Annotated in this window: 18 protein-coding genes; 11 read left to right on the top strand and 7 right to left on the bottom strand. The window is 72.2% G+C overall.

Annotation, left to right across the window (positions count from 1 at the left end; translation table 11 throughout):
- Positions 1-84: 84 nt before the first annotated feature.
- From ACSDR0_RS14505 to ACSDR0_RS14490, 4 genes are all read left to right on the top strand, one after another.
- Positions 85-855 (top strand): response regulator transcription factor, encoded by a 771-nt coding sequence (locus tag ACSDR0_RS14505; protein ID WP_435289304.1) that lies wholly within the window; start codon positions 85-87, stop codon positions 853-855.
- A complete protein-coding gene (locus tag ACSDR0_RS14500; protein ID WP_435289303.1) occupies positions 845-2647 on the top strand; it encodes a sensor histidine kinase in 1803 nt (600 codons plus the stop codon). Before ACSDR0_RS14505 ends, ACSDR0_RS14500 begins: the two co-directional genes overlap by 11 nt.
- Positions 2648-3141: 494 nt before the next feature.
- The gene (locus ACSDR0_RS14495) at positions 3142-3396 is read left to right on the top strand and encodes a hypothetical protein (protein WP_435289302.1); all 255 of its coding nucleotides are present in this window, start codon (positions 3142-3144) and stop codon (positions 3394-3396) included.
- Positions 3329-4543 carry an RNA-guided endonuclease InsQ/TnpB family protein gene (locus ACSDR0_RS14490; protein ID WP_435289301.1) on the top strand — a complete coding sequence of 405 codons (1215 nt, stop codon included), beginning with the start codon at positions 3329-3331 and terminating at the stop codon, positions 4541-4543. The genes ACSDR0_RS14495 and ACSDR0_RS14490 overlap by 68 nt, the downstream gene beginning before the upstream one ends.
- Before the next feature lie 22 nt (positions 4544-4565).
- On the opposite strand, the gene ACSDR0_RS14485 is transcribed toward ACSDR0_RS14490, so the two are convergent.
- From ACSDR0_RS14485 to ACSDR0_RS14475, 3 genes are all read right to left on the bottom strand, one after another.
- Positions 4566-4715 carry a hypothetical protein gene (locus ACSDR0_RS14485; RefSeq protein ID WP_435289300.1) on the bottom strand — a complete coding sequence of 50 codons (150 nt, stop codon included), beginning with the start codon at positions 4713-4715 and terminating at the stop codon, positions 4566-4568.
- Between the two features lie 351 nt (positions 4716-5066).
- On the bottom strand, positions 5067-5729 hold the full coding sequence (locus ACSDR0_RS14480) for a response regulator transcription factor (protein ID WP_435289299.1): 663 nt from the start codon (positions 5727-5729) through the stop codon (positions 5067-5069).
- A 14-nt stretch (positions 5730-5743) separates the two neighbouring features.
- Positions 5744-6952: a sensor histidine kinase gene (locus ACSDR0_RS14475; RefSeq protein WP_435289298.1), complete on the bottom strand. Its 1209-nt coding sequence runs from the start codon at positions 6950-6952 to the stop codon at positions 5744-5746.
- Positions 6953-7110: 158 nt separating this feature from the next.
- On the opposite strand from ACSDR0_RS14475, the gene ACSDR0_RS14470 reads away from it, so the two are divergent.
- Positions 7111-7350 (top strand): hypothetical protein, encoded by a 240-nt coding sequence (locus tag ACSDR0_RS14470; RefSeq protein ID WP_435289297.1) that lies wholly within the window; start codon positions 7111-7113, stop codon positions 7348-7350.
- 23 nt (positions 7351-7373) lie between these two features.
- Here the strand turns inward: ACSDR0_RS14470 and ACSDR0_RS14465 are convergent, their stop codons facing one another.
- From ACSDR0_RS14465 to ACSDR0_RS14450, 4 genes are all read right to left on the bottom strand, one after another.
- Positions 7374-8411, bottom strand: coding sequence for a TerC/Alx family metal homeostasis membrane protein (locus ACSDR0_RS14465; RefSeq protein ID WP_435289296.1), 1038 nt, complete (start codon positions 8409-8411; stop codon positions 7374-7376).
- Positions 8412-9149: 738 nt separating this feature from the next.
- Positions 9150-9470 carry a hypothetical protein gene (locus ACSDR0_RS14460; RefSeq protein ID WP_435289295.1) on the bottom strand — a complete coding sequence of 107 codons (321 nt, stop codon included), beginning with the start codon at positions 9468-9470 and terminating at the stop codon, positions 9150-9152.
- 2 nt (positions 9471-9472) lie between these two features.
- Entirely contained in the window at positions 9473-10243 is a 771-nt protein-coding gene (locus ACSDR0_RS14455) for a Clp protease N-terminal domain-containing protein (protein ID WP_435289294.1), read from the bottom strand.
- 172 nt (positions 10244-10415) lie between these two features.
- A complete protein-coding gene (locus ACSDR0_RS14450; protein ID WP_435289293.1) occupies positions 10416-11489 on the bottom strand; it encodes a hypothetical protein in 1074 nt (357 codons plus the stop codon).
- A 148-nt stretch (positions 11490-11637) separates the two neighbouring features.
- Between ACSDR0_RS14450 and ACSDR0_RS14445 the strand changes: the two genes are divergently transcribed.
- The 6 genes from ACSDR0_RS14445 to mug all read left to right on the top strand — a co-directional run bounded on the left by ACSDR0_RS14445 (position 11638) and on the right by mug (position 20378).
- Positions 11638-12561, top strand: a complete 924-nt coding sequence (locus ACSDR0_RS14445) for an LLM class F420-dependent oxidoreductase (protein ID WP_435289292.1) — start codon at positions 11638-11640, stop codon at positions 12559-12561.
- A 195-nt stretch (positions 12562-12756) separates the two neighbouring features.
- Entirely contained in the window at positions 12757-13872 is a 1116-nt protein-coding gene (locus ACSDR0_RS14440) for a VLRF1 family aeRF1-type release factor (protein WP_435289291.1), read from the top strand.
- Positions 13873-14008: 136 nt separating this feature from the next.
- On the top strand, positions 14009-15760 hold the full coding sequence (locus ACSDR0_RS14435) for a 3' terminal RNA ribose 2'-O-methyltransferase Hen1 (protein WP_435289290.1): 1752 nt from the start codon (positions 14009-14011) through the stop codon (positions 15758-15760).
- A complete protein-coding gene (locus ACSDR0_RS14430) occupies positions 15753-18251 on the top strand; it encodes a polynucleotide kinase-phosphatase (RefSeq protein ID WP_435289289.1) in 2499 nt (832 codons plus the stop codon). Before ACSDR0_RS14435 ends, ACSDR0_RS14430 begins: the two co-directional genes overlap by 8 nt.
- A 102-nt stretch (positions 18252-18353) precedes the next feature.
- The gene (locus tag ACSDR0_RS14425; protein WP_435289288.1) at positions 18354-19763 is read left to right on the top strand and encodes a sugar porter family MFS transporter; all 1410 of its coding nucleotides are present in this window, start codon (positions 18354-18356) and stop codon (positions 19761-19763) included.
- A gap of 51 nt (positions 19764-19814) precedes the next feature.
- Positions 19815-20378, top strand: coding sequence for a G/U mismatch-specific DNA glycosylase (mug, locus tag ACSDR0_RS14420; protein ID WP_435289319.1), 564 nt, complete (start codon positions 19815-19817; stop codon positions 20376-20378).
- The last annotated feature ends 68 nt before the right edge of the window (positions 20379-20446 follow it).

Raw genomic sequence — 20446 nt, 5'->3', positions numbered from 1 at the left:
AACCCTTAGCGATCACGTGAGGCGTTTTCCGGCCGGGTGCGGTCCGGCACGAGGCGGTCCCCTCCGGGCTTACCATCGCCGGTTATGGGGTCATATGTCCTGGTCGCCGAGGATGACGTGAAGCAGGCGGAGCTGATCCGGCGCTACCTGGAGCGGGAGGGCCACCGCGTCGTCGTCGTGCACGACGGGCGTGCGGCCCTGGACGCCGTACGCCGACAGGAGCCCGACCTTCTCGTGCTCGACGTGATGATGCCCAAGGTCGACGGGCTGGACGTGTGCCGCATCCTGCGCGCGGAGTCGGACGTCCTGATCCTGATGCTGACCGCGCGCTCCACCGAGGATGACCTGCTGCTCGGCCTCGACCTCGGCGCCGACGACTACATGACCAAGCCCTACAGCCCGCGCGAGCTGATGGCGCGCGCCCGCACGCTGCTCAGGCGCGTCCGCAAGGTCCCCGCCGGGCCGGGCCCGACTCGCGCGCCGGTGTTGCGGGCCGGAGCGCTGGTCGTGGATCCGGACCGGCACGAGGTCAGCGTGGACGACATGCGCATCGAGTGCACCCCCGGCGAGTTCGAGGTGCTGGAGCTGCTGGCCACACAACCCGGGCGGGTGTTCACCCGAGAGCAGATCCTCAGCCACCTCCACGGGTTCGATCGCTACATCACCTCCAGAAGTGTGGACGTGCATGTGATGAACCTGCGCAGGAAGATCGAGCCGGAGCCGCGCAGACCGGTACGGCTGGTCACGGTCTACGGGGTGGGCTACAAGCTGGTCGACGGCGCCACGGGGACCACGGAGATCACGGAGATCACGGAGGCCACTGAGGCCGCGAAGGGCTCCGACGATGCGATCTGACGTGCCGCTGCGCCGCAGCCTGCTGCTCCGGCTGCTCGCGGTGTCCGTGCTGGTCTCCGTCTGCTCCATCGCGGCGACCGCCTGGCTGACCGCGCGGAGCACCACCGTGGCGATCGAGCGGGAGCAGGGCCGGGCGCTCGCCGACGACGCCCGTACCTACGACACCCTGCTCGGTTACGCGGCCACCCACCCCGGCTGGGACGGCGCGGAGCAGATCGTGCGCCGCCTGGCGAGCGAGACCGGCCGCCGGATCACGCTCACCGACCAGCAGCGCACGCCGCTCCTCGGCTCCGATGCCGGGCCGCCCACGCTGCCCGCCAAGCCGGCCGCGGTCATCGACCCCCTGGCCGTCGACACCGTCTTGGCGGCCGGGGCGGGCCCCGGCGACCACATCGACTCCCGCGCCGTCGGACCCTACCGGCTGCCCCGCCACGAGCGTGCCGAACTGCGCTCCGCCGCCCAGCGGCGCGTGGCCTGCCTGCGCGACGGTTTCGGCGCCGCCGTGACGATCACCGACGGTCCCAGCGGACGTCCCGTGCTCGACACCACCGACGCGCAGCCGTACGCCAGGACCAGGTGCGCCAGCCCCGTCCTGGAACGGCCGACGGCCACCGAGCGCAAGGCCCTCGCGGCGCTCGGCAAGCTCGTCAGCACCTGCCTGGCCCGGCGGGGCGAGCCTGCGGTGCAGCTCAATCCGGACTTCACCTGGACGCGGATGCCCGCGCCCGCCTCGCCGGGAACCCGTCCGGCGACGGGCAGGGCCGCAGCCGTCGTCCCCGACTGCCTCTCCAGCGGCCGTCGCGAGCAGCTCGCGCCGTACGTCGCGCCGCCCGCACTGCTGTTCATCAGCAGCCGCGACAGCGGCGCGTCGACCATCTTCGACCTGTCGCCGGCCAACCAGGCCCGCATCGCGGGCGTGGCGGCGCTGGTCCTGCTGATCACCGTGACCGCCACCGTCATCGCGGGCAGCCGCCTGAGCAGGCCGCTGCGGGAGCTGACCGACGCCGTGCGCCTCATGGAGGAGGGGAAGGCCGCGCGGGTCACGGTGACGGGACGGGACGAGATCTGCCGGCTCGCCGCGGCCTTCAACGCCATGTCGGAGCGGCGAGAACGGCTGGAGGAGCTGCGCAGGGCGATGGTCAGCGACATCGCCCACGAGCTGCGGACCCCGCTGAGCAACATCCGAGGCTGGCTGGAGGCGACCGAGGACGGAGTCGTCGCCCTGGACCGGGAGCTGGCGTCATCCCTGCTGGAAGAGGCCCTGCTCCTCCAGCACATCATCGATGACCTGCAGGACCTTGCGGTGGCCGACGCGGGCGAGCTGAGACTGCGCCGGGAGCCGGTCAACGTGGCCGACCTGCTCGCCCAGGTCGCCACCGCGCACCGGGGAGGCGCGGAGGCCGCCGGCGTCACGCTCACCACGCGGGCCGACGGCGAATCGCGACTGCTCGCCGACCCCGTACGGCTACGCCAGGCGGTGGGCAACCTGGTGTCCAACGCGGTACGGCACACCCCGCCGGGCGGCGCCGTCACCCTGCTCGCCCGCCATGAGGGCGACGGCGTGATGATCGACGTCGCCGACACCGGCACCGGGATCACCGCCGAGGACCTGCCCCTGATCTTCGAGAGGTTCTGGCGGGTGGAGAAGTCACGCAACCGGCGGACCGGAGGCGGCGGGCTCGGCCTGCCCATCGCCCGCAAGCTCGCCGAGGCCCACGGGGGCACGTTGCAGGCGACCAGCGTCCTCGGCCGAGGTTCGACCTTCACGCTCTGGCTGCCCGCCGCGCGCTGAACCGGTCGCCCAGCGGGCCGCGGTGGTCACCAGGCCGATCGCCGGGGCGCCCGATGTCCCAGGCGCGGAGCGCCTGCCCGGCAGGGGCGCTTTTTCGGGGTGAGCGGCGGAGCGCATCGGCTCGTCCACCGGCCACCGCATCATCGCCATCAGCCGCGGCGAACCCGGGATCGGCCAATCCACGCCGTGCCCCGGACCACCACCCGCCACGCCGGCTTGCCGGCATTGCCGGGGCAGCGCACCTGACATGACTGAAAACCTCTGAATGCCGGTGAGGCGAGTATGAACTCACCTTACTTAAATCACATGATCGACTACTTGGGGTCACACTCTGATAATGCGGGCAGCTCCCGGATTGAGGCCCGCGAAAGCACTCGCGAGAAGACGCACCATAGAGCCGCAATATGGAGAACCGGTAGCTCCTCGCCTTCGGCGATCCATGCTCACCTTGAGGTGCTCTCCCCATCCGACGGATTCGTGAGGAGACTCCCACAGTGAAAATCCGCAGACTCCACACCGCGGTCGTACTCGCGGCGGCGGTGGGCATCGGCGCCCTGGCCGCCGCCGCGCCCGCTTCCGCCGCCGCTCAAACCAGCGCGTCCGAGCCCTGGATAGTCGTTTACGGCCCCTACCCCACCTTGGAGGAGTGCGTGGCGGAGCGGGAAATCGTCCTCCTGTACGGTGACCCGACCGGCCCCTGCTCGGGTTCCCCCTCATTCGGCTACCGCTTCAGGGTGTACATCACCTGAGAGACCCCGACGGGCGTGGGAGCGGCGTGGAATCCCGTCGGTACGGCCGTACGTCGAAGGCCCCGCCGTTCCAGCATGCCGGGCGGAAACTCGAAGAAGCCCCGCCACCCGAACTTCCCTTCTAGTGGTCGTCGCAACACCCCTGGCCAGGGGATGCGATGGACTTCGAGAGCAGGCCCTCAAGGACTTTCACCAGGCGATGGCGAACTTCTTCGGTAAAACCCACCGGCGGCCCACCTGGCGTAGCCGGGGACGCGGCGAGGGTTTCCGGATCGTCGCGGTCACATCCGGTGATGTGCGCCGGGTGTCGCGCAACGTCGGCGAGGTGAAGATTCCGAAGGTGGGGTGGGTGCGGTTTCGCTGGTCACGCCCCGTCGCGCAGGCGAAGTCCTACCGGGTCACCCGGGATGCGGCCGGTCGCCGGCATGTCGCGTTCGCCGTGATCCCCGAACCGATTTCCGTAACGGGTGCGGGTGGGGTCGTCGGGGTGGACCGGGGCGTGACGGTCAGCGCGGCACTGTCCACGGGTGAGCTGCTGAGCGTGCCCGCCCTGCGCGACACCGAGAAGGAACGGCTGCTGAGGCTGCAGCGTAAACTCGCCAGAGCTAAGCGCGGATCGAAGCAGCGCGCGAAGGTGAAGCTCGCCGTCGCTCGTCTGAAGGCTCGTGAGGCCGATCGGCGCAAGGACTGGGTGGAGAAGACCTCGACCGATCTGGCGCGCCGTTTCGAGGTGATCGCGGTCGAGGATCTGAAGGTTTCGGCGATGACCCGCTCTGCTCGCGGCACGCTCGAGGCGCCGGGTCGTAACGTTCGGCAGAAGGCGGGCCTGAACCGGGGCATCCTCGCCGCCGGCTGGGGGCGGCTCGTGACCCGGCTGGAGCACAAGGCTCCGGGCCGGGTTCGGAAGATCGATCCGCGTTTCACGTCGCAGACCTGCAACGCCTGTGGGCACCGTGCCGGGGAGAGTCGCGAGAGCCAAGCGCTTTTCTTGTGCGTGGCCTGCGGGCATCGGGTCAACGCCGACGTGAACGCGGCGCGGAATTTTCGAGATACCGCCGCGGGGCACGCGGTGGCTGCGCGGGGAGGCTTGCCGTTGGGCGGGCCGGTGAACCGCGAACCTCAACGCGACCTCCTCCTGATGGGCTAGGTGCCGTTGGAATCCCCCGCCCTCAGGCGAGGGAGGATGTCAAGGAGTAGGCCGGTACGACTCTGATCGTCACCGCCGCCGCGGACGCGGCCGGTGCGGGCGAGACCACGGCCAGGGCCGCCGCCGAAGCGGCCACCATCGCGACGCGTACCGCCTTGATGTGCGCCCTCATCTTCTTTGATTCCTTTCCGCGTGCGAAATACGTCCACAAGGACGGCGCAGCCGCCACCGGGCATGGCGGGGGCGGCACCGGCTCGACCCGGGCAACACCGAATCCTTCACCATCACCCTGCGCCGCGCCCTGTCCTTCGTCTTTCCCATCGCGCCGGCCGAAGGCCCGCGGGAGCGATGACCGGCCCCCCGGTCCTCCGAAGGGCTGGGCAGACGCCACGCCTCGCCCCGGGCGGGCGATCAGGCCCCCGTCGAGGTGATTTACGGCGGGCCGCCGCGACACGCCCGACCAGCGCCCGGACGGGGCCCGGACCGGGGTCCGGGCGGTCGCGTGCGCCCGGCGACAGCGGTCCTACCGGCACTCCGGCGCGCTCGCGTCATGGACCAGCAGGGCGATCTGGACCCGGTTGTTGAGATCCAGCCGGGTCAGGATCCGTGACACGTGCGTCTTCACCGTCGGCAGCGCCAGATGCAGTTCCCGCGCGATCTCCGCGTTGGAGCGGCCACGCCCGACCGCCAGGGCCACCTCCCGCTCCCGCTCGGCCAGCAGCGCCAGCCGGGCCCGGGCGGCGGCGGCCCGCTCGTCCTGTCCGGAGCCGTCCGCCACCTGCTCGATGAGCCGGCGGGTGACGGCGGGGGAGAGCACCGGATCTCCGGCGGCCACCGTCCGGACGGCCGTGACGATGTCCTGCGGCGGGGTGTCCTTGAGGAGGAACCCGGCCGCGCCGGCGCGCAGCGCCCGCAGCACGTGCGCGTCGGTGTGGAAGGTGGTCAGGACCAGCACCTCCGGGGCGCCCGGCCGGGCCCGGAGACTCTCGGTGGCGGCCAGCCCGTCGACGCCCGGCATCCGGATGTCCATCAGCACCAGGTCGGGTCCGTACGCGGCGACCAGGGCGGGCACCTCCGCCCCGTCGGCGGCCTCCGCGACGATCTCGATGTCCGGGGCGCCGCCCAGCATCAGGCGCAGCCCGGCCCGCACGATCGCGTCGTCGTCGACCAGCAGGACGCGGATCACCTCATCTCCCTTCCTCACCTCCGGCTCGCGGTGGACGCGATGTCCGTCGCGGGCCAGGGTAGCCAGGCGTGGACCCGGAAACCGCCGCCGGCGGGGCCGGCCGTCAGCTCGCCGCCCGCCAGCCGGGCCCGTTCGGCCAGCCCGATCAGCCCCTGCCCGCCGCCCGCGCCCGCTCTCGCGTTCTCGCCCTCGACTCCGCCCTCGCCGGGGACCGGATCCGGTCCGGGCGGTGGCGCGTTACGGACCTCCACCGCCAGTTTGCCCGCCGGACTCCCGGTCACCTCCACCGCGACCGCCGCGCCGGGCGCGTGCTTACGCGCGTTGGTCAGCGCCTCCTGCACGATCCGGTACGCCGTACGCCCCACCACGGGCGGCGGCATCGGCCCGTCCGGCGGCCCGGTCAGCTCGATCCTGCCGCCCGTCGCCCGCGCCTCCGCCACCAGCCGGGCCAGGTCCGACAGTTCCGGCTGTGGCCGCTCGTCCTCCTCCGGCTCGGCCCGCAGCACCCCGATGACCTCGCGCAGGTCGCGCAGGGCCAGGTGGGCGCTCTCCCGGATCACCCCGGCGGCCCGCGCGATCTCCTCCCGGGACGCGCCCGGGTTGAACTCCAGCGCCCCCGCGTGCACGCTCAGCAGCGACAGCCGATGACCGAGTACGTCGTGCATCTCGCGGGCGATCTCCTCCCGCGTCTCCCGCCGGGCCCATTCGGCCCGCAACCCCGCGTCCGCCTCGGCCAGTTCGGCACGCTCCCGGAGCGAGGCGATCAGCTGCTGCCGGGACCGCCGGAACAGCCCCCACCCGATGGCCCCGGCGATCAGCGCGAAGTACGCCAGCGCCGAGCTCGCGCGGTCCTCGGGCAGCTCCGCCACCCGCCACAGGAAGGCGGGCAGCGGCGCGAAGGCCAGCGCCGCCACCCACGCCGTGGCCCGCCACGGCCGGGTGGCGGCCACCGTGAACACCGCGACCATCGCCGGGCCGGTCAGATAGTGCGCCTTGGTGCCCGCCAGCAGCAGCGCCACCGCCAGCGCCACCGGCCAGCGTCGCCGCAGCAGCACCGCCGCGCACCCCAGCCCGCCGACCACCTGGTCGACGTTCCGCCACACGGGATCGAGGTTCTCGGGAACCGGTATGGACTGCGAACTGACGGCGGCGAAGCAGGCGGCGAAGAGGAACAGTGCCAGATCGGCGACCCAGTCGCGGCGGGTGCGGTGGATGCGGCCCATACTCCGGAAATCTACGTGGCCCCCGCCCGCGACCGGGCCTCCACGCCGCGGCCGGATACTTAAGTACGACCCTCGGCCCGGCGACGGCCAACCTTGGTCACCACCTGGCCGTCTTGAGCCCGATCCCATGCCCGGCGTCACACGCCTACCGTCGGGCCATGACCTCCACCACCCCGAAATCCCCCCTGACGGCCCTGTCCGGCCTTCTGTGCTTCGTTCTCGTCGTCGGCGGCGCGAGCGGTCTCCTGCACGAGTGGTTCGGCTGGATCCACTTCATGGGCTTCGTCCGCTTGCTCGCCCCCGACGGCTACGAGACCTACAGCTACGTCATCATGATCGTTCTCGGCCTCGTGGTGGGCGCGGCCGGGGACGCGGTCGCCCGGAGAGGCCGCAGGTGAACCGCCGGGCCCGTGACGAGCCGCTAGTGCGTCGGCCGCGAGCGGGGGCCGCGGTCGCCGGGTGGGGAGGCGGGCCCGTCGTCGCGGCGGTTGGCGTACACGCTCGTGATCGTGATGGTGACCAGGACCGCGACGATGACCCCCAGCGAGATCGGAGTGGAGATCTCCGGAACCCACCCCCAGATGCCGTGCGCCCAGTGCAGGACGAGCTTGATCCCGATGAAGGCCAGGATGACGCCGAGTCCGTGGTTCAGGTGCCGCAGCTTCGTCAGGACGTCCAGGAGCACGAAGTAGAGCGCCCGCAGGCCCAGCAGGGCGAAGGCGTTGGTGGCGAAGACGAGGAAGGGGTCCTCGGTCACGCCGTACACCGCGGGCACGGAGTCGACGGCGAAGACGATGTCGGTGGCGAAGACGGCCACGATGGCCAGCGCCAGCGGGGTCAGGGCGCGGCGGCCGTTCTCGCGAACGACCAGGTGGGAGCCGCGGTAGCCGTCGGTGACCGGCACGAGGCGCCGCAGCAGCCGGATCGTGCGCATGGAGGAGACGTCGACCTTCTGCTCCTTCCCGCTCAGCGCGTCCTTGAGGATCTTCCCGGCGGTGACGATCAATATCGCGCCGAACAGCAGGAACGCCCAGGTGCCGCTCTGCAGCACGGCCGCCCCCAGCGCGATGAAGATCGCGCGCAGCACCAGCGCCCCGATGATGCCGTACAGCAGGACTCGCTGAGCCAGCACGGCCGGAACCGCGAAGGCGGACAGCAGCAGCATGAACACGAACAGGTTGTCCACCGACAGCGACTTCTCCACCACGTAGCCGGTGAAGAACTCCATCGCCACACCGGACCCGAAGGCCCCCCAGACGTAGACGGTGAAGAGCAGAGGCAGCGCCAGGTAGAAGACCGACCAGCCCACCGCCTCACGCATCCGCACCTCGTGCGGGCGCCGGGTCAGCACGAAGTCCGCGGCCAGCAGTGCGATCAGAGCGGCCACGGTGATCGTCCACAGTTTCGGCGAACCGATCGTTTCGAGATCGGCCAGCGACAGGACTGTCTCGGTGGACATGAAACCTCCTCGAACGCGCTCGGCTGTTCGAGGTCTCCTTCACCTGCGCCTGCGGGCGACCGTCCGGGGACGTTGGAAACGTCCGGCCTGACCGGATCGGCTCTTGGGAAGTACTCCCCTCGTCGTCCCAGGTTAGGTCGCGCCCTGGGCGGCGCCCCACCCCGGGTGGCGTTTGACGAGGGCCTGAGCTGCGCGGATAGTGGAATCAACGCGGAGGGGAGTACCCGCCGTCCGACACCCCGATCGTCATCACGGTCCCCGAGCACAGGGAGGCCCGGCGGGGTGGCCCTCGTGTGAACGGGGGTGTGGGAAGACCTTCGTCCTCGTGGTCACACGGCCACAGCGAGGTCGGGGGAGGACTCGATGTCGACCACTGCGCTTCTCGAAATACTGCTGGGCATCCTGTTGACGATCTCCGCGATCGCCACCGCCGCCGTCCTGTGGCCGGGCAGGCCCCGGCCCCGGCCGCCCTCCCCCCTCGAACCGCCCCCTCCGTGCCGTCCTCCGGTGACCGGTACGAGACGCCGGGGCGTGACGGGCCGAGGGCACCACCACCGGGACGGGGCGCACTCGCACCGCCCGGGTGATCACGGTGGTGGAAACCACCGGTCCCGCGGCCACCGCCGGAGGGCGTGAGACGTACGGGTTCCGGCGGGGAACGCGGCTTCCCGCTTCAACGAGGGCGGAGCCGGTGGACCTCCGGGAGATCGACATCCGGAGATCGCGGCGGTGGCCTGGTCACCGGCTCACGCTCGCACCCGGCGGGCCTTCGTCCCGGCGGTTCGAGCGGCGGGCCGGGCGGGACCTTCGCCGTGCCTGCTCGGCCGCTCCCTTCCTCGCGCGCGGGACGCGTACGATCATGCCCGCGCCGATGCCCGCGATCGTGCCCGCCAGTACCCCGGTGAGCACGCCCGAGCCCATCCCCACGAGCACACCGACGGCCACCCCCGTGCCCCACCGCGCGATCACGCCCGCGACCAGGCACACGGGCAGGTGCGCGGCCAGGTGCGCGGCCAGGCGTGCGGGCAGGTGCGCGGACACGCGTGTGGGCGCGCCCACGACTACGCCTCGTCCGCCGGGCCGAGGCGCTCCTCCAGCCGTTCGAGCCTGAGCAGGACGGGGCGCAGCTCCTCGCGTACGGCCGCCGACAGGGCGCTCGCCGCGGCGGCGGGCAGGGCCGGGGGAGGGGCGGCGGCCTGGGTCTGCGCGCGCAGGTGGACGTATCCGGCGAGTGCCGCCGAGACCGCGTGGCGGGTCAGCCGGTGCTCGGCGCCCAGCTCCCGCAGGATGCGCCCGGCCGCCCCGTCCGGCTCGGCGACCAGCCCGAGAAGCAGGTGCTCGCAGCCGACGTAGTTGTGGCCGAGCGAGGTGGCCTCGGTGACGGTCATCTCCAGGGCGGCCGCCGCGGGCGCCCCGAAGGTGAGCTCCGCCTCGGTGGCACCGGCCGCGGCCGGGGTGTCGAGGCTCAGCCGGTCCAGGCGGCGCCGCACCTCCTCGGGGTCGATCTCCAGGGCGCCGAGAACCTGGATCGCCAGGTTGCCTCCCTCGGCGAGCATGCCGCCCAGCAGGTGCTCGGTGCCGACCTCGGCCGCGCCCAGGGCCCTGGCCTGCTCCACGGACAGCTTCACCACCTCCCGGGCCCGCGGGGTGAACTGGGTGAGGCGCGCCGTCAGGTCGTCGAGGTCGGGGGCGCCGAGCGCCGTCTCGCGGATGGCGGTCACCCGTCGCACGGCCTGCTCCAGAGCCCGCTGGCACACGGCGGAGACCGGCACGCCCGCCTTCTTCACCGCCTCGGCCAGCTCGTCGGGCAGGTAAACGTTGATCTTCGGCATCGCATCTCCCCTATGGGGTTACAGAAGGGTTATAACCCATTCATAACCCCAAAGGGGGCGCTTGTCCAGCGCCGGTCCGATTCCTGCTCTGACGCGCCATGCCGATCCGGTGCCTGTGCCGACGCGTCGCGCCGGTCCGACGCCTCTTCCAACGCGTCTTCTAACGCGTCTTCTAACGCGTCGCGCCGGTGAGGAAGCGGGTGATGCCGGGGGAGAGGGGCGCGCCCCTGGTGGAGAGCCACGCCAGATGGTTGCGGCTGGTGAAGGCGGCGAGCCTGCGAGCCTCCAGCCGCGTGAGATCGCCGGACCCGGCCAGCACGGGCGTCAGGGCGATCCGGTTCCAGGCGGCGCTCTCGCCCAGGGAACGGGCTATCTGCGGGTGCGCGGCGCGGACGGCCGAGGCGATCGGGCGCAGGCGGTTTCCGGCGCCCGAGGCGGCGTCGACGGGCGCCAGGAGGTTGACGGCGGCGATCTCGGCGCCCGCCGACCGGGTGGCCCGGAGCATCTCCTGGTCGCCGGGGGACAGGCCGGCCCCGGTGACCGGGAGGGTGAAGCTCACCGTCAGGGAACGGCCCTCGCGGGCGGCCTCGCGCTGCAGGGCCGCGATCGCCCTGGCCCGCCGCAGCACGGTGGCGCCGCCCGCCGGGTCGCGGACCTCGAAGTCGATGTACGTGGCGTCGAAGGCGCCGATCGCCCTGCGGTAGGCGGCGATGAGCCTGGCCGGATCGGAGCAGGCCGCGGCGAGCTCGCGCCCCCCGGGGCCGCCGAAGGCGAGGCCCGCGTTCCCGCCCGCGGCGCGCAGGGGGGCGAGCCGGTTGGCGACCGGGTTGCCGCCCTGCTCCTGGAGCCCGCCCCACCTGGGGACGCAGTCCTTCCGCCCGGCGGTGAGGTGGCCCAGCGTGAACCAGCGCACGTGGCTCCTCCTGGCCTCCCTGAACAGGTTGAAGCGCGGCTCGCGGACCGCGTCCACGAACGTCACGAAGCCCGACGGGCGGGCGACGGCCGGTGCGGGCGACGGCCCCGCCGCGGGCCCCGAGGACGGACCTGAGGCCGGCTCCGAGGGGGCCGCCCCCGGTCCGGCCTGCCCGCCGGCGGCCCACTCGCCCTGCGCCCTGGAGGGCAGCAGCCAGATCGCGATCCCGGTGCCCGTGGCGAGCACGATCGAGGCGAGGACCACGAGGGGCCGGGGCGGGGTGCCGGGCTCGCGGACCCGGCGGGTGTCGGGACGGCCGGTCGTCACAGGCATGTGATCCCCTCCTCGACGTCCAAGGGGTGATCGCTATGAGTGGTCGATCCGCTACCCGCTGCGTCAGAGGCCAGAACGTTAGCAAGCGTTCCCGCCACGGCGCGGGCTTTCTGCGGATGCCGTCCGGAGTGCCCGGATAATGGTTCTCATGAAGTTGAGGATCTTCACTGAACCGCAGCAGGGCGCCACATACGACGAGTTGCTGGCGGTCGCGCTGGCCGCGGAGCGGCTGGGGTTCGACGCCTTCTTCCGTTCCGACCACTACATGCGGCTCGGTCCCGGGGACCCCGGCCCCGGCTCCACCGACGCCTGGACGACCCTGGCGGGTCTGGCCAGGGACACCACCACGATCCGTCTCGGCACCCTGGTCACGCCGGTCACCTTCCGGCTGCCTGGCCCGCTGGCGATCAGCGTGGCCCAGGTCGACCAGATGAGCGGGGGGCGGGTCGAGCTGGGCCTGGGCACCGGCTGGTACGACCCCGAGCACGTCGCGTACGGCATCCCGTTCCCGCCGGTCGGCGAGCGGTTCGGCCGGTTCGAGGAGCAGCTGGAGATACTGGTCGGGCTCTGGACCACACCCGCGGGCGAGACGTTCTCCTTCGAGGGCGCCCACTACAGGCTGGCCGACTCGCCCGCGCTGCCCAAGCCCGCGCAGAGCCCGAAACCGCCGATCATCATCGGCGGCGTCGGCGCCACGCGCACCCCGCGCCTGGTCGCCCGGTTCGCCGACGAGTACAACGTGCCGTTCCGCACGCTGGAGGAGACCTCGGCGGCCTACGACCGGGTCAGGAAGGCGTGCGAGGCGGAGGGCAGGGAGCCGGTGGTGTTCTCCGCCGCGCAGACCCTCTGCGTCGGTTCCGACGACGCGGAGATCGCGCGGCGGGCCGAGGCGACCGGGCAGGATCTCGCGGCGCTGCGGGCGACGGGCCTGGCGGGTACCCCGGCCGAGGTGGCCGAGAAGATCGGCCGGTTCGCCGAGCTGGGTGCCGAGCGGATCTACCTGCAGGTGCTGGACCTGGACGACCTCGACCACCTGGAGCTCGTCGCGGACGAGATCCTCTCCCACGTGTAGGCCGCGGGCCTTCGCGTCACCCGCTCACGGGCAGGCCGCTGCCTGTGATCTTTGGGTAAAGACAGGTGAACGAGGAAGGCATTTTCCCGATTGTGACGATGGCCCCTTCCGTGTAGGTCCCTAGGCTTGGAGCGCGGACCACTGGAGGGGAACATCGTGAGATTCGATCGTGATGCCCTGAGGGAAGTCACCTCCATGAGCGACGAGCTGGGGGTGCTGTCGTTCTACGTGAACGTGGACCCGCGGGAGGACACGGACGCCCGGCCCGCCTGGCGGATCCGGCTCGGCAACGAGCTGGCCGACCTGCGAGACCGGGTCGCGGCCGACCCGGACCGGACGCGGCGGACGGCGGTCCTGAAGCGGCTGGGGGAGCTGGACGGCGATCTCCAGCTGCTGCTCGGCCCGTCCGGGACCGGGGTGGGGCGGGTGATGTTCACCCCGGTCGGCGGTGACGAGGTGCGGACCTTCTCCTTCCAGCTTCCGGTCGTCGACCAGGTCGTGCTGGAGCCGACGGCCTACGTGCGCCCGCTGGTCAACGCAGTCGAGACGGCGTTGCCCGCCGGGCTCGTGGTCGTCTCCAGGGACGGGCTGCGCGTCATCGACTACCGCTACGGCCACGCCGAGGAGGTCGACAGGGCGCGCTTCGACGTGGAGTCCGGGTGGCGGGAGATGCGCGGCGCCGCGCCCTCGGAGCTCTCCCAGCAGGGCCCGTCGCAGCGGGACAAGTTCGAACGCAGGGTCGAGGACAACGTCGCCAGGCTCGTACGCGGGGCGGCGTCGCGCGTCACCGGGCAGGCCGCGACCCGCGACTGGACCGTGGTCGTGCTGATCGGCGACGTCCAGCTGATCAAGATCCTGGACGGAGAGCTGACCGGCGACGTCATCCAGGTCGACGCGGTGGTGGACTCGCTGTCCGCGGTGAAGGTCGCCGAGTACGTGGAGCCGCAACTGCGGGACGCCCGGACACGCTTCGGCACCGGCCTGGTGACCCGGGCCAGGGACGCCGCGCTGTCCGGCGGGCGCGGCGCGCTCGGCCTGCGTGACACGGTCAAGGCGCTGAACGAGAGCCGGGTGGCGCGGCTGCTGCTGGACGAGGGGCGCGAGTGGAGCGGTAAACGCGCCGCGGAGGGGCTGCTCTATCCGCCCGACGAGACCCCGCAGGACGGACTGACACTCGTCGAGGAGCCCAGGATGGGGGAGTGCATGATCGAGCGCGCCCTGGACATCGACGCCGAGGTGACCGTTCTGGACGGGAGGGCCTCGGAGGCCCTGGCCGACGTCGACGGGATCGGGGCGATTCTGCGCTGGTGAGAAGGCGCATTGGGACATGTCATCCGATCGACGCCCGTGCCGGGTGAATCGGGAACCGTGGGCCGATGGCCGCGTCGTGTGGGTCCGGGCCGTTAACCGATAGCCGTTCCGGCGGGGGTGCGGCACACTGAACCGGGTGTTGCTGACGATCTCCACCACCGTAAGGCCCGCCACGGACCTCGGGTTCCTGCTGCACAAGCATCCCGACCGGGTCCAGGAGTTCGGGCAGTCGTACGGTGTGGCACGCGTCCTCTACCCCGAGGCGGGCGAGGAGCGCTGCACGGCCGCGCTGATGCTCGACGTCGACCCGATCCGCCTGGTGCGCTCGCGCGACCGGTCCACGCCCGACTACACGCTGGGCCAGTACGTCAACGACCGGCCCTACGCCGCGTCGTCGCTGCTGGCCGTGGCGCTGGCCGACGTGTTCCGCACGGCGCGCACCGGGCGCTGTGACAGCCGTCCCGAGCTGGCCGCGGGGCCGATCCCGCTGGAGATCACCCTGCCCGTGCTGCCGTGCAAGGGGGGGCCCGAGCTCGCGCACCGGCTGTTCGAACCGCTGGGCTGGCGGGTCGAGGCGACCGCCCTGCCGCTGGACGAGGAGTTCCCCGAGTGGGGCGACTCCCGCTACGTGCGGCTGGTGCTGCGCGGGGAGGTCCGCCTGGCCGACGCGCTCAACCAGCTCTACGTGCTGCTTCCGGTGCTCGACGACGCCAAGCACTACTGGGTGGCCCCCGACGAGGTGGACAAGCTGATCAGGGCGGGCGAGTCGTGGCTGGCCGCCCACCCCGACCGGGGGCTGATCACCCGCCGCTACCTCGGCCGTCGCTGGGCCCTCACCCGTACCGCCTTCGCCCGCCTCGCCGAGATCGGCGACGACGTGGAGGAGGACCTCGAACCCCCCGTCGAGGAGGACCCCGCGGCCGACCTCACCGTGGAGGGCTCCACCGAGGAGGGTCCCACGACGGAGGGCTCCGCCGAGGGAGACCCCGCCACCGGCGGGACCGGAGCCCCGGGTGAGGTCCTCCCCGCCAGTGAGGCCCCTCCCGAGGGGGAGGCGCGGGCCGGTGCGGCCAGGCGGCCGTTGAACACCCTGCGCCTGGAGGCCGTGCTCGCCACGCTGGAGGGGCTGGGGGCGAGCACCGTCATCGACCTCGGGTGCGGTTCCGGCCGCCTGGTCGGGGCGCTGCTCGAACGGCCCCGCTTCGCCAGGGTGGCCGGGGTGGACGTGTCCGCCCAGGCACTGGCGCTCGCGGCCAGGCGCCTGAAACTCGACCGGATGCCCGAGCGGAGGCGGGAGCGGCTGGAGCTGTTCCAGGGCGCGCTGACCTACACCGACGCCCGGTTCGCCGGGTATGACGCCGCGGTGCTGATGGAGGTCGTCGAGCACGTCGACCCGCCGCGCCTGGACGCGCTGGAGCGGGTGGTCTTCGGAGCGGCCCGGCCGGGGCACGTGATCGTCACGACCCCCAATGCCGAGCACAACGTCCGCTACGAGTTCCTGAGCGGCATGCGCCACCCCGACCATCGCTTCGAGTGGACCCGCGCCGAGTTTCGCGCGTGGGCGGCGAAGGTGTGCGGCGAGTACGGCTACCGCGTCGAGTTCCTGCCGGTAGGCGACGACGACCCCGAGGTGGGCCCGCCGACCCAGATGGCCCTGTTCGGCCTCGCGGGCGCCTCAGGCGCTCCCCGGAGTACGGGAGGTTCCGCGGGTGCGGGTGCGGGTGCGGAAGAGCCTGTGAGCGCGGGAGGGTCCGTGAGCTCGGAAGGACAGACGGGCGCGGAAGGGTCCGTGAGCTCGGGAGGGTCCGTGGGCTCGGGAGGCGCGGGACGTTTCCCGAGCGCGGAGGGGACGGCGAGTTCGGGAGACGCGGGAGGTGGAGATGACTGAGATCGCCGTACCGGAGATGTCGCTGGTCGTGCTCGTCGGGGTGTCCGGCAGCGGCAAGTCGACCTTCGCCGCCAGGCACTTCGCGCCGACCCAGGTGATCTCCTCCGACTTCTGCCGGGGCCTGGTCGCCGACGACGAGAACGACCAGGCCGCCACTCCCGACGCCTTCGACGTGCTCCACTACATCGTCGGCACCCGTTTGCGGCGCGGGCTGCTGACGGTCGTGGACGCCACGAACGTCCAGTGGGAGGCGCGCAAGAAGCTGGTCGAGCTCGCGAAGTCGCACAACGTGCTGGTCGACGCGATCGTCCTGGACGTGCCGGAGGAGCTGGCGGTCGCGCGTAACGAGTCCAGGCCCGACCGGGACTTCGGAGCGCGCGTGGTCATCAGGCAGCGCAAGGAACTGCGCCGTTCCATGAGCAAGATCTCCCGCGACGGCTTCCGCCGGGTCCACGTGCTGCGCGGGGCCGAGGAGATCGAGGCCGCCACGGTCGTCACCGAGAAGGCGTGGACCGACAGGCGCGAGCTGACCGGCCCGTTCGACATCGTCGGCGACGTGCACGGCTGCCGCGCCGAGCTGGAGGCGCTGCTGCGCGACCTCGGCTGGGAGCTCGATCCCGGCGGCGCGGGGGCGGTCCACCCCGAGGGCAGGACGGCGGTGTTCGTCGGAGACCTGGTGGACCGGGGGCCCGACTCGCCGGGCGTGCTCCGGCTGGTCATGGGCATGGTCGCGGCCGGGACCGCGCTGTGCGTGTCGGGCAACCACGAGCAGAAGCTGGCCCGCGCCCTCAACGGCCGCAAGGTCAGGGTGGCCCACGGCCTCCAGGAGTCGCTGGACCAGCTGGCCGCCGAGCCGGAGGAGTTCAGGCGCGAGGCGCTGGCCTTCATGGACGGGCTGATCAGCCACTACCAGCTCGACGAGGGCAAACTCGTCGTCGCCCACGCCGGGCTCAAGGAGGCCTACCACGGCCGCGCCTCCGGCAGGGTCCGCTCCTTCGCGCTGTACGGCGACACCACCGGCGAGACCGACGAGTACGGCCTGCCGGTGCGCTACCCCTGGGCGCGCGAGTACCGGGGCCGGGCCATGGTCGTCTACGGCCACACCCCGGTCCCCGAGACCGAGTGGATCAACAACACGATCTGCCTGGACACCGGGGTGGTCTTCGGCGGGCGGCTGACCGCGCTGCGCTACCCGGAGCGGGAGATCGTCTCGGTGCCCGCCGAGCGCGTCTGGTACGAGTCGGTCAGGCCGCTGACCGCCCCCGGCCACCGCGACCCCGGCCTGCTCTCGGTCGAGGACGTGCGGGGCACCCGGCACATCGAGGTGCGCCACGGCGGCGGACGCATCAAGATCCGCGAGGAGAACTCGGCCGCCGCTCTGGAGATCATGAGCCGGTTCGCGGTCGACCCGCGCTGGCTGGTCTACCTCCCGCCGACGATGGCGCCTCCGGAGACCTCCCGCCTCGACGGCTACCTGGAGCACCCGGCCGAGGCGTTCGCCGAGTTCGCGGCGGCAGGGGTGACCCGGGTGGTGTGCGAGGAGAAGCACATGGGCTCGCGGGCGGTGGCCGTGCTGGCCGCCGACCCGGGGGTGGCGGCGGCGCGGTTCGGGATCACCGACGGCAGCGCCGGGGCCGTCTACACCCGTACCGGAAGGCCGTTCTTCGCCGACACCACCGCGCTGGTCGACAGGCTCAGGCGGGTGTGCGCGCCGCTGATGGAGGAGCTGGGGTCGGGCTGGATCGCCCTCGACTGCGAGCTGCTGCCCTGGTCGGCCAAGGCCGAGGGGCTGATCCGCGGCCAGTACGCGTCGGTGGGCGCCGCGGCCCGCACGGTGCTGCCGGAGGCGATCACCGTGTTGGAAGCGGCGGCCGGGCGCGGTTTGGATGTGGGCGGTCTGTTGGACCGCACCCGACGCCGCTCCAGCAACGCTGCCCGCTTTAGGCAGGCATATGCGCGTTACTGCTGGCCTGTCTCCGGGCTGGACGGCCTTCGCCTGGCACCGTTCCAGATTCTCGCCTGCGAGGGCCGGGCGACCGCGATCCAGGAACCGCACTCCTGGCACCTGGACATGCTGTCCCGGCTCGACGACCCGCTGATCGCGCCCACCCGGCACGTGTTCGCGGATCCGGCCTCGCCGGAGTCGACGGAGGCGGCCACGGCCTGGTGGTCGGCGCTGACCGGCGAGGGGGGCGAGGGCATGGTCGTCAAGCCGCTGGAGCCGCTCGACGGGCGAAGCCGGGTGCAGCCCGGGGTCAAGGTGCGCGGGCGGGAGTATCTGCGGATCATCTACGGGCCCGACTACACCGAGAGCCTGGACGTCCTGCGCCGCCGGTTCCTGGGCCGCAAGCGCTCCCTGGCCCTGCGCGAGCACGCGCTGGGCCTCGAGGCGCTCTCCCGGCTGGCCGAGGGGGAGCCGCTGTGGAGGGTGCACGAGGCGGTCTTCGCCGTCCTGGCGCTGGAGTCCGAACCGGTCGACCCCCGCCTGTAGTCCTCCGGGGAGGGCCACGTGCCGGCCGTCCCCGCCGGCACATGGCCCTCCCCGGGATTCGGGGGCCATGTCTCAACCCCCCTTCTGGGGGAAGGAATCCTCATGGCCAGCACTGCCCCCTCGGGGACCTCCAGTGAGAACATCGGGCACGTCGTCTTCATCACCGCCGCGGCGGCGATCGGCGGATTCCTCTTCGGGTACGACAGCGCCGTCATCAACGGCGCCGTCACCGGGATCGAGAAGAACTTCGACGTCGGCCCGGTCCAGACCGGCTTCGTGGTGGCGATCGCGCTGCTGGGTTCGGCGCTGGGCGCCTGGATCGCCGGGGGGCTGGCCGATCGCTGGGGGCGCACCAGGACGATGCAGGTGGCCGCGATCCTGTTCGCGGTCAGCTCCATCGGCCAGGCCCTGCCCTTCGCGCTCTGGGACCTGGCCTTCTGGCGGGTGCTCGCCGGCGTGGGCATCGGCATGGCCTCGGTGATCGGCCCCGCCTACATCGCGGAGGTCGCGCCGCCCGCCTATCGGGGACGTCTGGGCTCCTTCCAGCAGCTCGCGATCGTGCTGGGCATCGCGGTCTCCCAGCTGGCCAACTACGCGATCGCGGAGCGGGCCGGGGGCGACGTCAACAACGAGCTGCTCGGGCTCCAGGCCTGGCAGTGGATGCTCGGCGCCTGCCTGATCCCCGCCCTGCTCTATCTGGTCTTCGCGACGGTCATCCCCGAGTCGCCGCGCTTCCTCATCGCGGTCGGGAGGTCGGAGGCGGCACGCAAGGTGCTGTCGGAGGTCGAGGGCGAGGGAACCGACCTGGACGCCCGGGTGGCGGAGATCGAGACCTCGCTGCGCAGCGAACACCGGCCCCGCCTGCGCGACCTGCGCGGCGGCCGGCTCGGGCTGCTGCCGATCGTCTGGATCGGCATCCTGCTCTCCGTCTTCCAGCAGTTCGTCGGCATCAACGTCATCTTCTACTACTCGGCGTCGCTGTGGCAGTCGGTCGGCATCAACCAGTCGGACTCGCTGCTCATCAGCTTCTCCACCTCGATCATCAACATCGTCGGCACGTTCATCGCCATCGCGCTGGTCGACAGGATCGGCCGCAGGCCGCTGCTGCTGATCGGCTCCGCGGGCATGACGGTCGCGCTCGCCGTGGCCGCGTGGGCGTTCAGCGCGGGTGTCCCGAGCGGCGACGCGGTCAAGCTGCCCGAGGCCCAGGGCACGGTCGCCCTGATCGCCGCGCACGTCTTCGTGCTGTTCTTCGCGCTGTCGTGGGGTGTGATCGTCTGGGTGCTGCTGGGCGAGATGTTCCCCAACCGGATCAGGGCCGCCGCGCTCTCGGTGGCCGCCGCCGCCCAGTGGGTGGCCAACTGGCTGATCACCGTCTCGTTCCCGTCGCTGAGCGAGTGGAACCTGGCCGGGGCCTACGTGGGGTACGCCGCCTTCGCCGCGCTCTCCTTCGTCTTCGTGATGTTCAAGGTACGGGAGACCAAGGGGCGAAAGCTTGAGGAGATGGGTTAGGTTCGCCTCGTGCCGTCCCGGAAACAGCAGAACACCCCGCCCGCGAGGCGCGTGACCTCCGGAGGGCGGGGTGCGGCGCGGCCGGGCCGTGCCGAGCTCGAGGCGGCCGCCGAGAGGACGATCGAGGACATACTCGGGCCCTCGCTGGACGTGCTGTTCTGCGGGATCAACCCCGGCCTGTACTCCGCGGCCACCGGCCACCACTTCGCCCGCCCCGGCAACCGCTTCTGGCCCGCGCTGCATCGCTCGGGCTTCACCCCCCGGCTGCTGTCACCCGCCGAGCAGGACCTGCTCCCCTCGTACGGGCTGGGTATCACCAACGTGGTGCCGAGGGCCTCCGCGCAGGCGGCGGAACTGTCCGCCGAGGAGTTCCGCGCGGGTGGGGAGCGGCTGGAGCGGCTGGTCGCCCAGGTCCGGCCGAAGGTGCTGGCGGTGGCGGGGGTGACCGCCTACCGGCAGGCGTTCGGCGTGCCCAAGGCCGTGATCGGGCCGCAGGAGTCCCGGATCGGCGGCGCGGCGGTGTGGGTACTGCCCAACCCGAGCGGCCTGAACGCGCACTGGACGCTGGACGGGATCGCGGAGGAGATGCGGCGGCTGCGGGAGTCTCTCGCCTGACCGGCCGGAGCCGGGCCCGTACCGGCCGGGACCAGAGCCGTACCGGCCGGGGCCGTACCGGCCTGGCC

It is taken from the genome of Streptosporangium sp. G11 (genome assembly GCF_051192615.1).
In the GTDB taxonomy this organism is placed as follows: Bacteria; Actinomycetota; Actinomycetes; order Streptosporangiales; family Streptosporangiaceae; genus Streptosporangium.
Note: the sequence above shows the minus strand (reverse complement) of the source record. Positions and strands in the feature narration are given on the sequence as shown.

Coding starts and splice junctions, on each gene's coding strand:
- ACSDR0_RS14505 (WP_435289304.1), top strand. CDS start 85: ATGGGGTCATATGTCCTGGTCGCCGAGGATGACGTGAAGCAGGCGGAG.
- ACSDR0_RS14500 (WP_435289303.1), top strand. CDS start 845: ATGCGATCTGACGTGCCGCTGCGCCGCAGCCTGCTGCTCCGGCTGCTC.
- ACSDR0_RS14485 (WP_435289300.1), bottom strand. CDS start 4,715: ATGAGGGCGCACATCAAGGCGGTACGCGTCGCGATGGTGGCCGCTTCG.
- ACSDR0_RS14475 (WP_435289298.1), bottom strand. CDS start 6,952: ATGGGCCGCATCCACCGCACCCGCCGCGACTGGGTCGCCGATCTGGCA.
- ACSDR0_RS14470 (WP_435289297.1), top strand. CDS start 7,111: ATGACCTCCACCACCCCGAAATCCCCCCTGACGGCCCTGTCCGGCCTT.
- ACSDR0_RS14465 (WP_435289296.1), bottom strand. CDS start 8,411: ATGTCCACCGAGACAGTCCTGTCGCTGGCCGATCTCGAAACGATCGGT.
- ACSDR0_RS14455 (WP_435289294.1), bottom strand. CDS start 10,243: ATGCCGAAGATCAACGTTTACCTGCCCGACGAGCTGGCCGAGGCGGTG.
- ACSDR0_RS14450 (WP_435289293.1), bottom strand. CDS start 11,489: ATGCCTGTGACGACCGGCCGTCCCGACACCCGCCGGGTCCGCGAGCCC.
- ACSDR0_RS14445 (WP_435289292.1), top strand. CDS start 11,638: ATGAAGTTGAGGATCTTCACTGAACCGCAGCAGGGCGCCACATACGAC.
- ACSDR0_RS14440 (WP_435289291.1), top strand. CDS start 12,757: ATGAGCGACGAGCTGGGGGTGCTGTCGTTCTACGTGAACGTGGACCCG.
- ACSDR0_RS14430 (WP_435289289.1), top strand. CDS start 15,753: ATGACTGAGATCGCCGTACCGGAGATGTCGCTGGTCGTGCTCGTCGGG.
- ACSDR0_RS14425 (WP_435289288.1), top strand. CDS start 18,354: ATGGCCAGCACTGCCCCCTCGGGGACCTCCAGTGAGAACATCGGGCAC.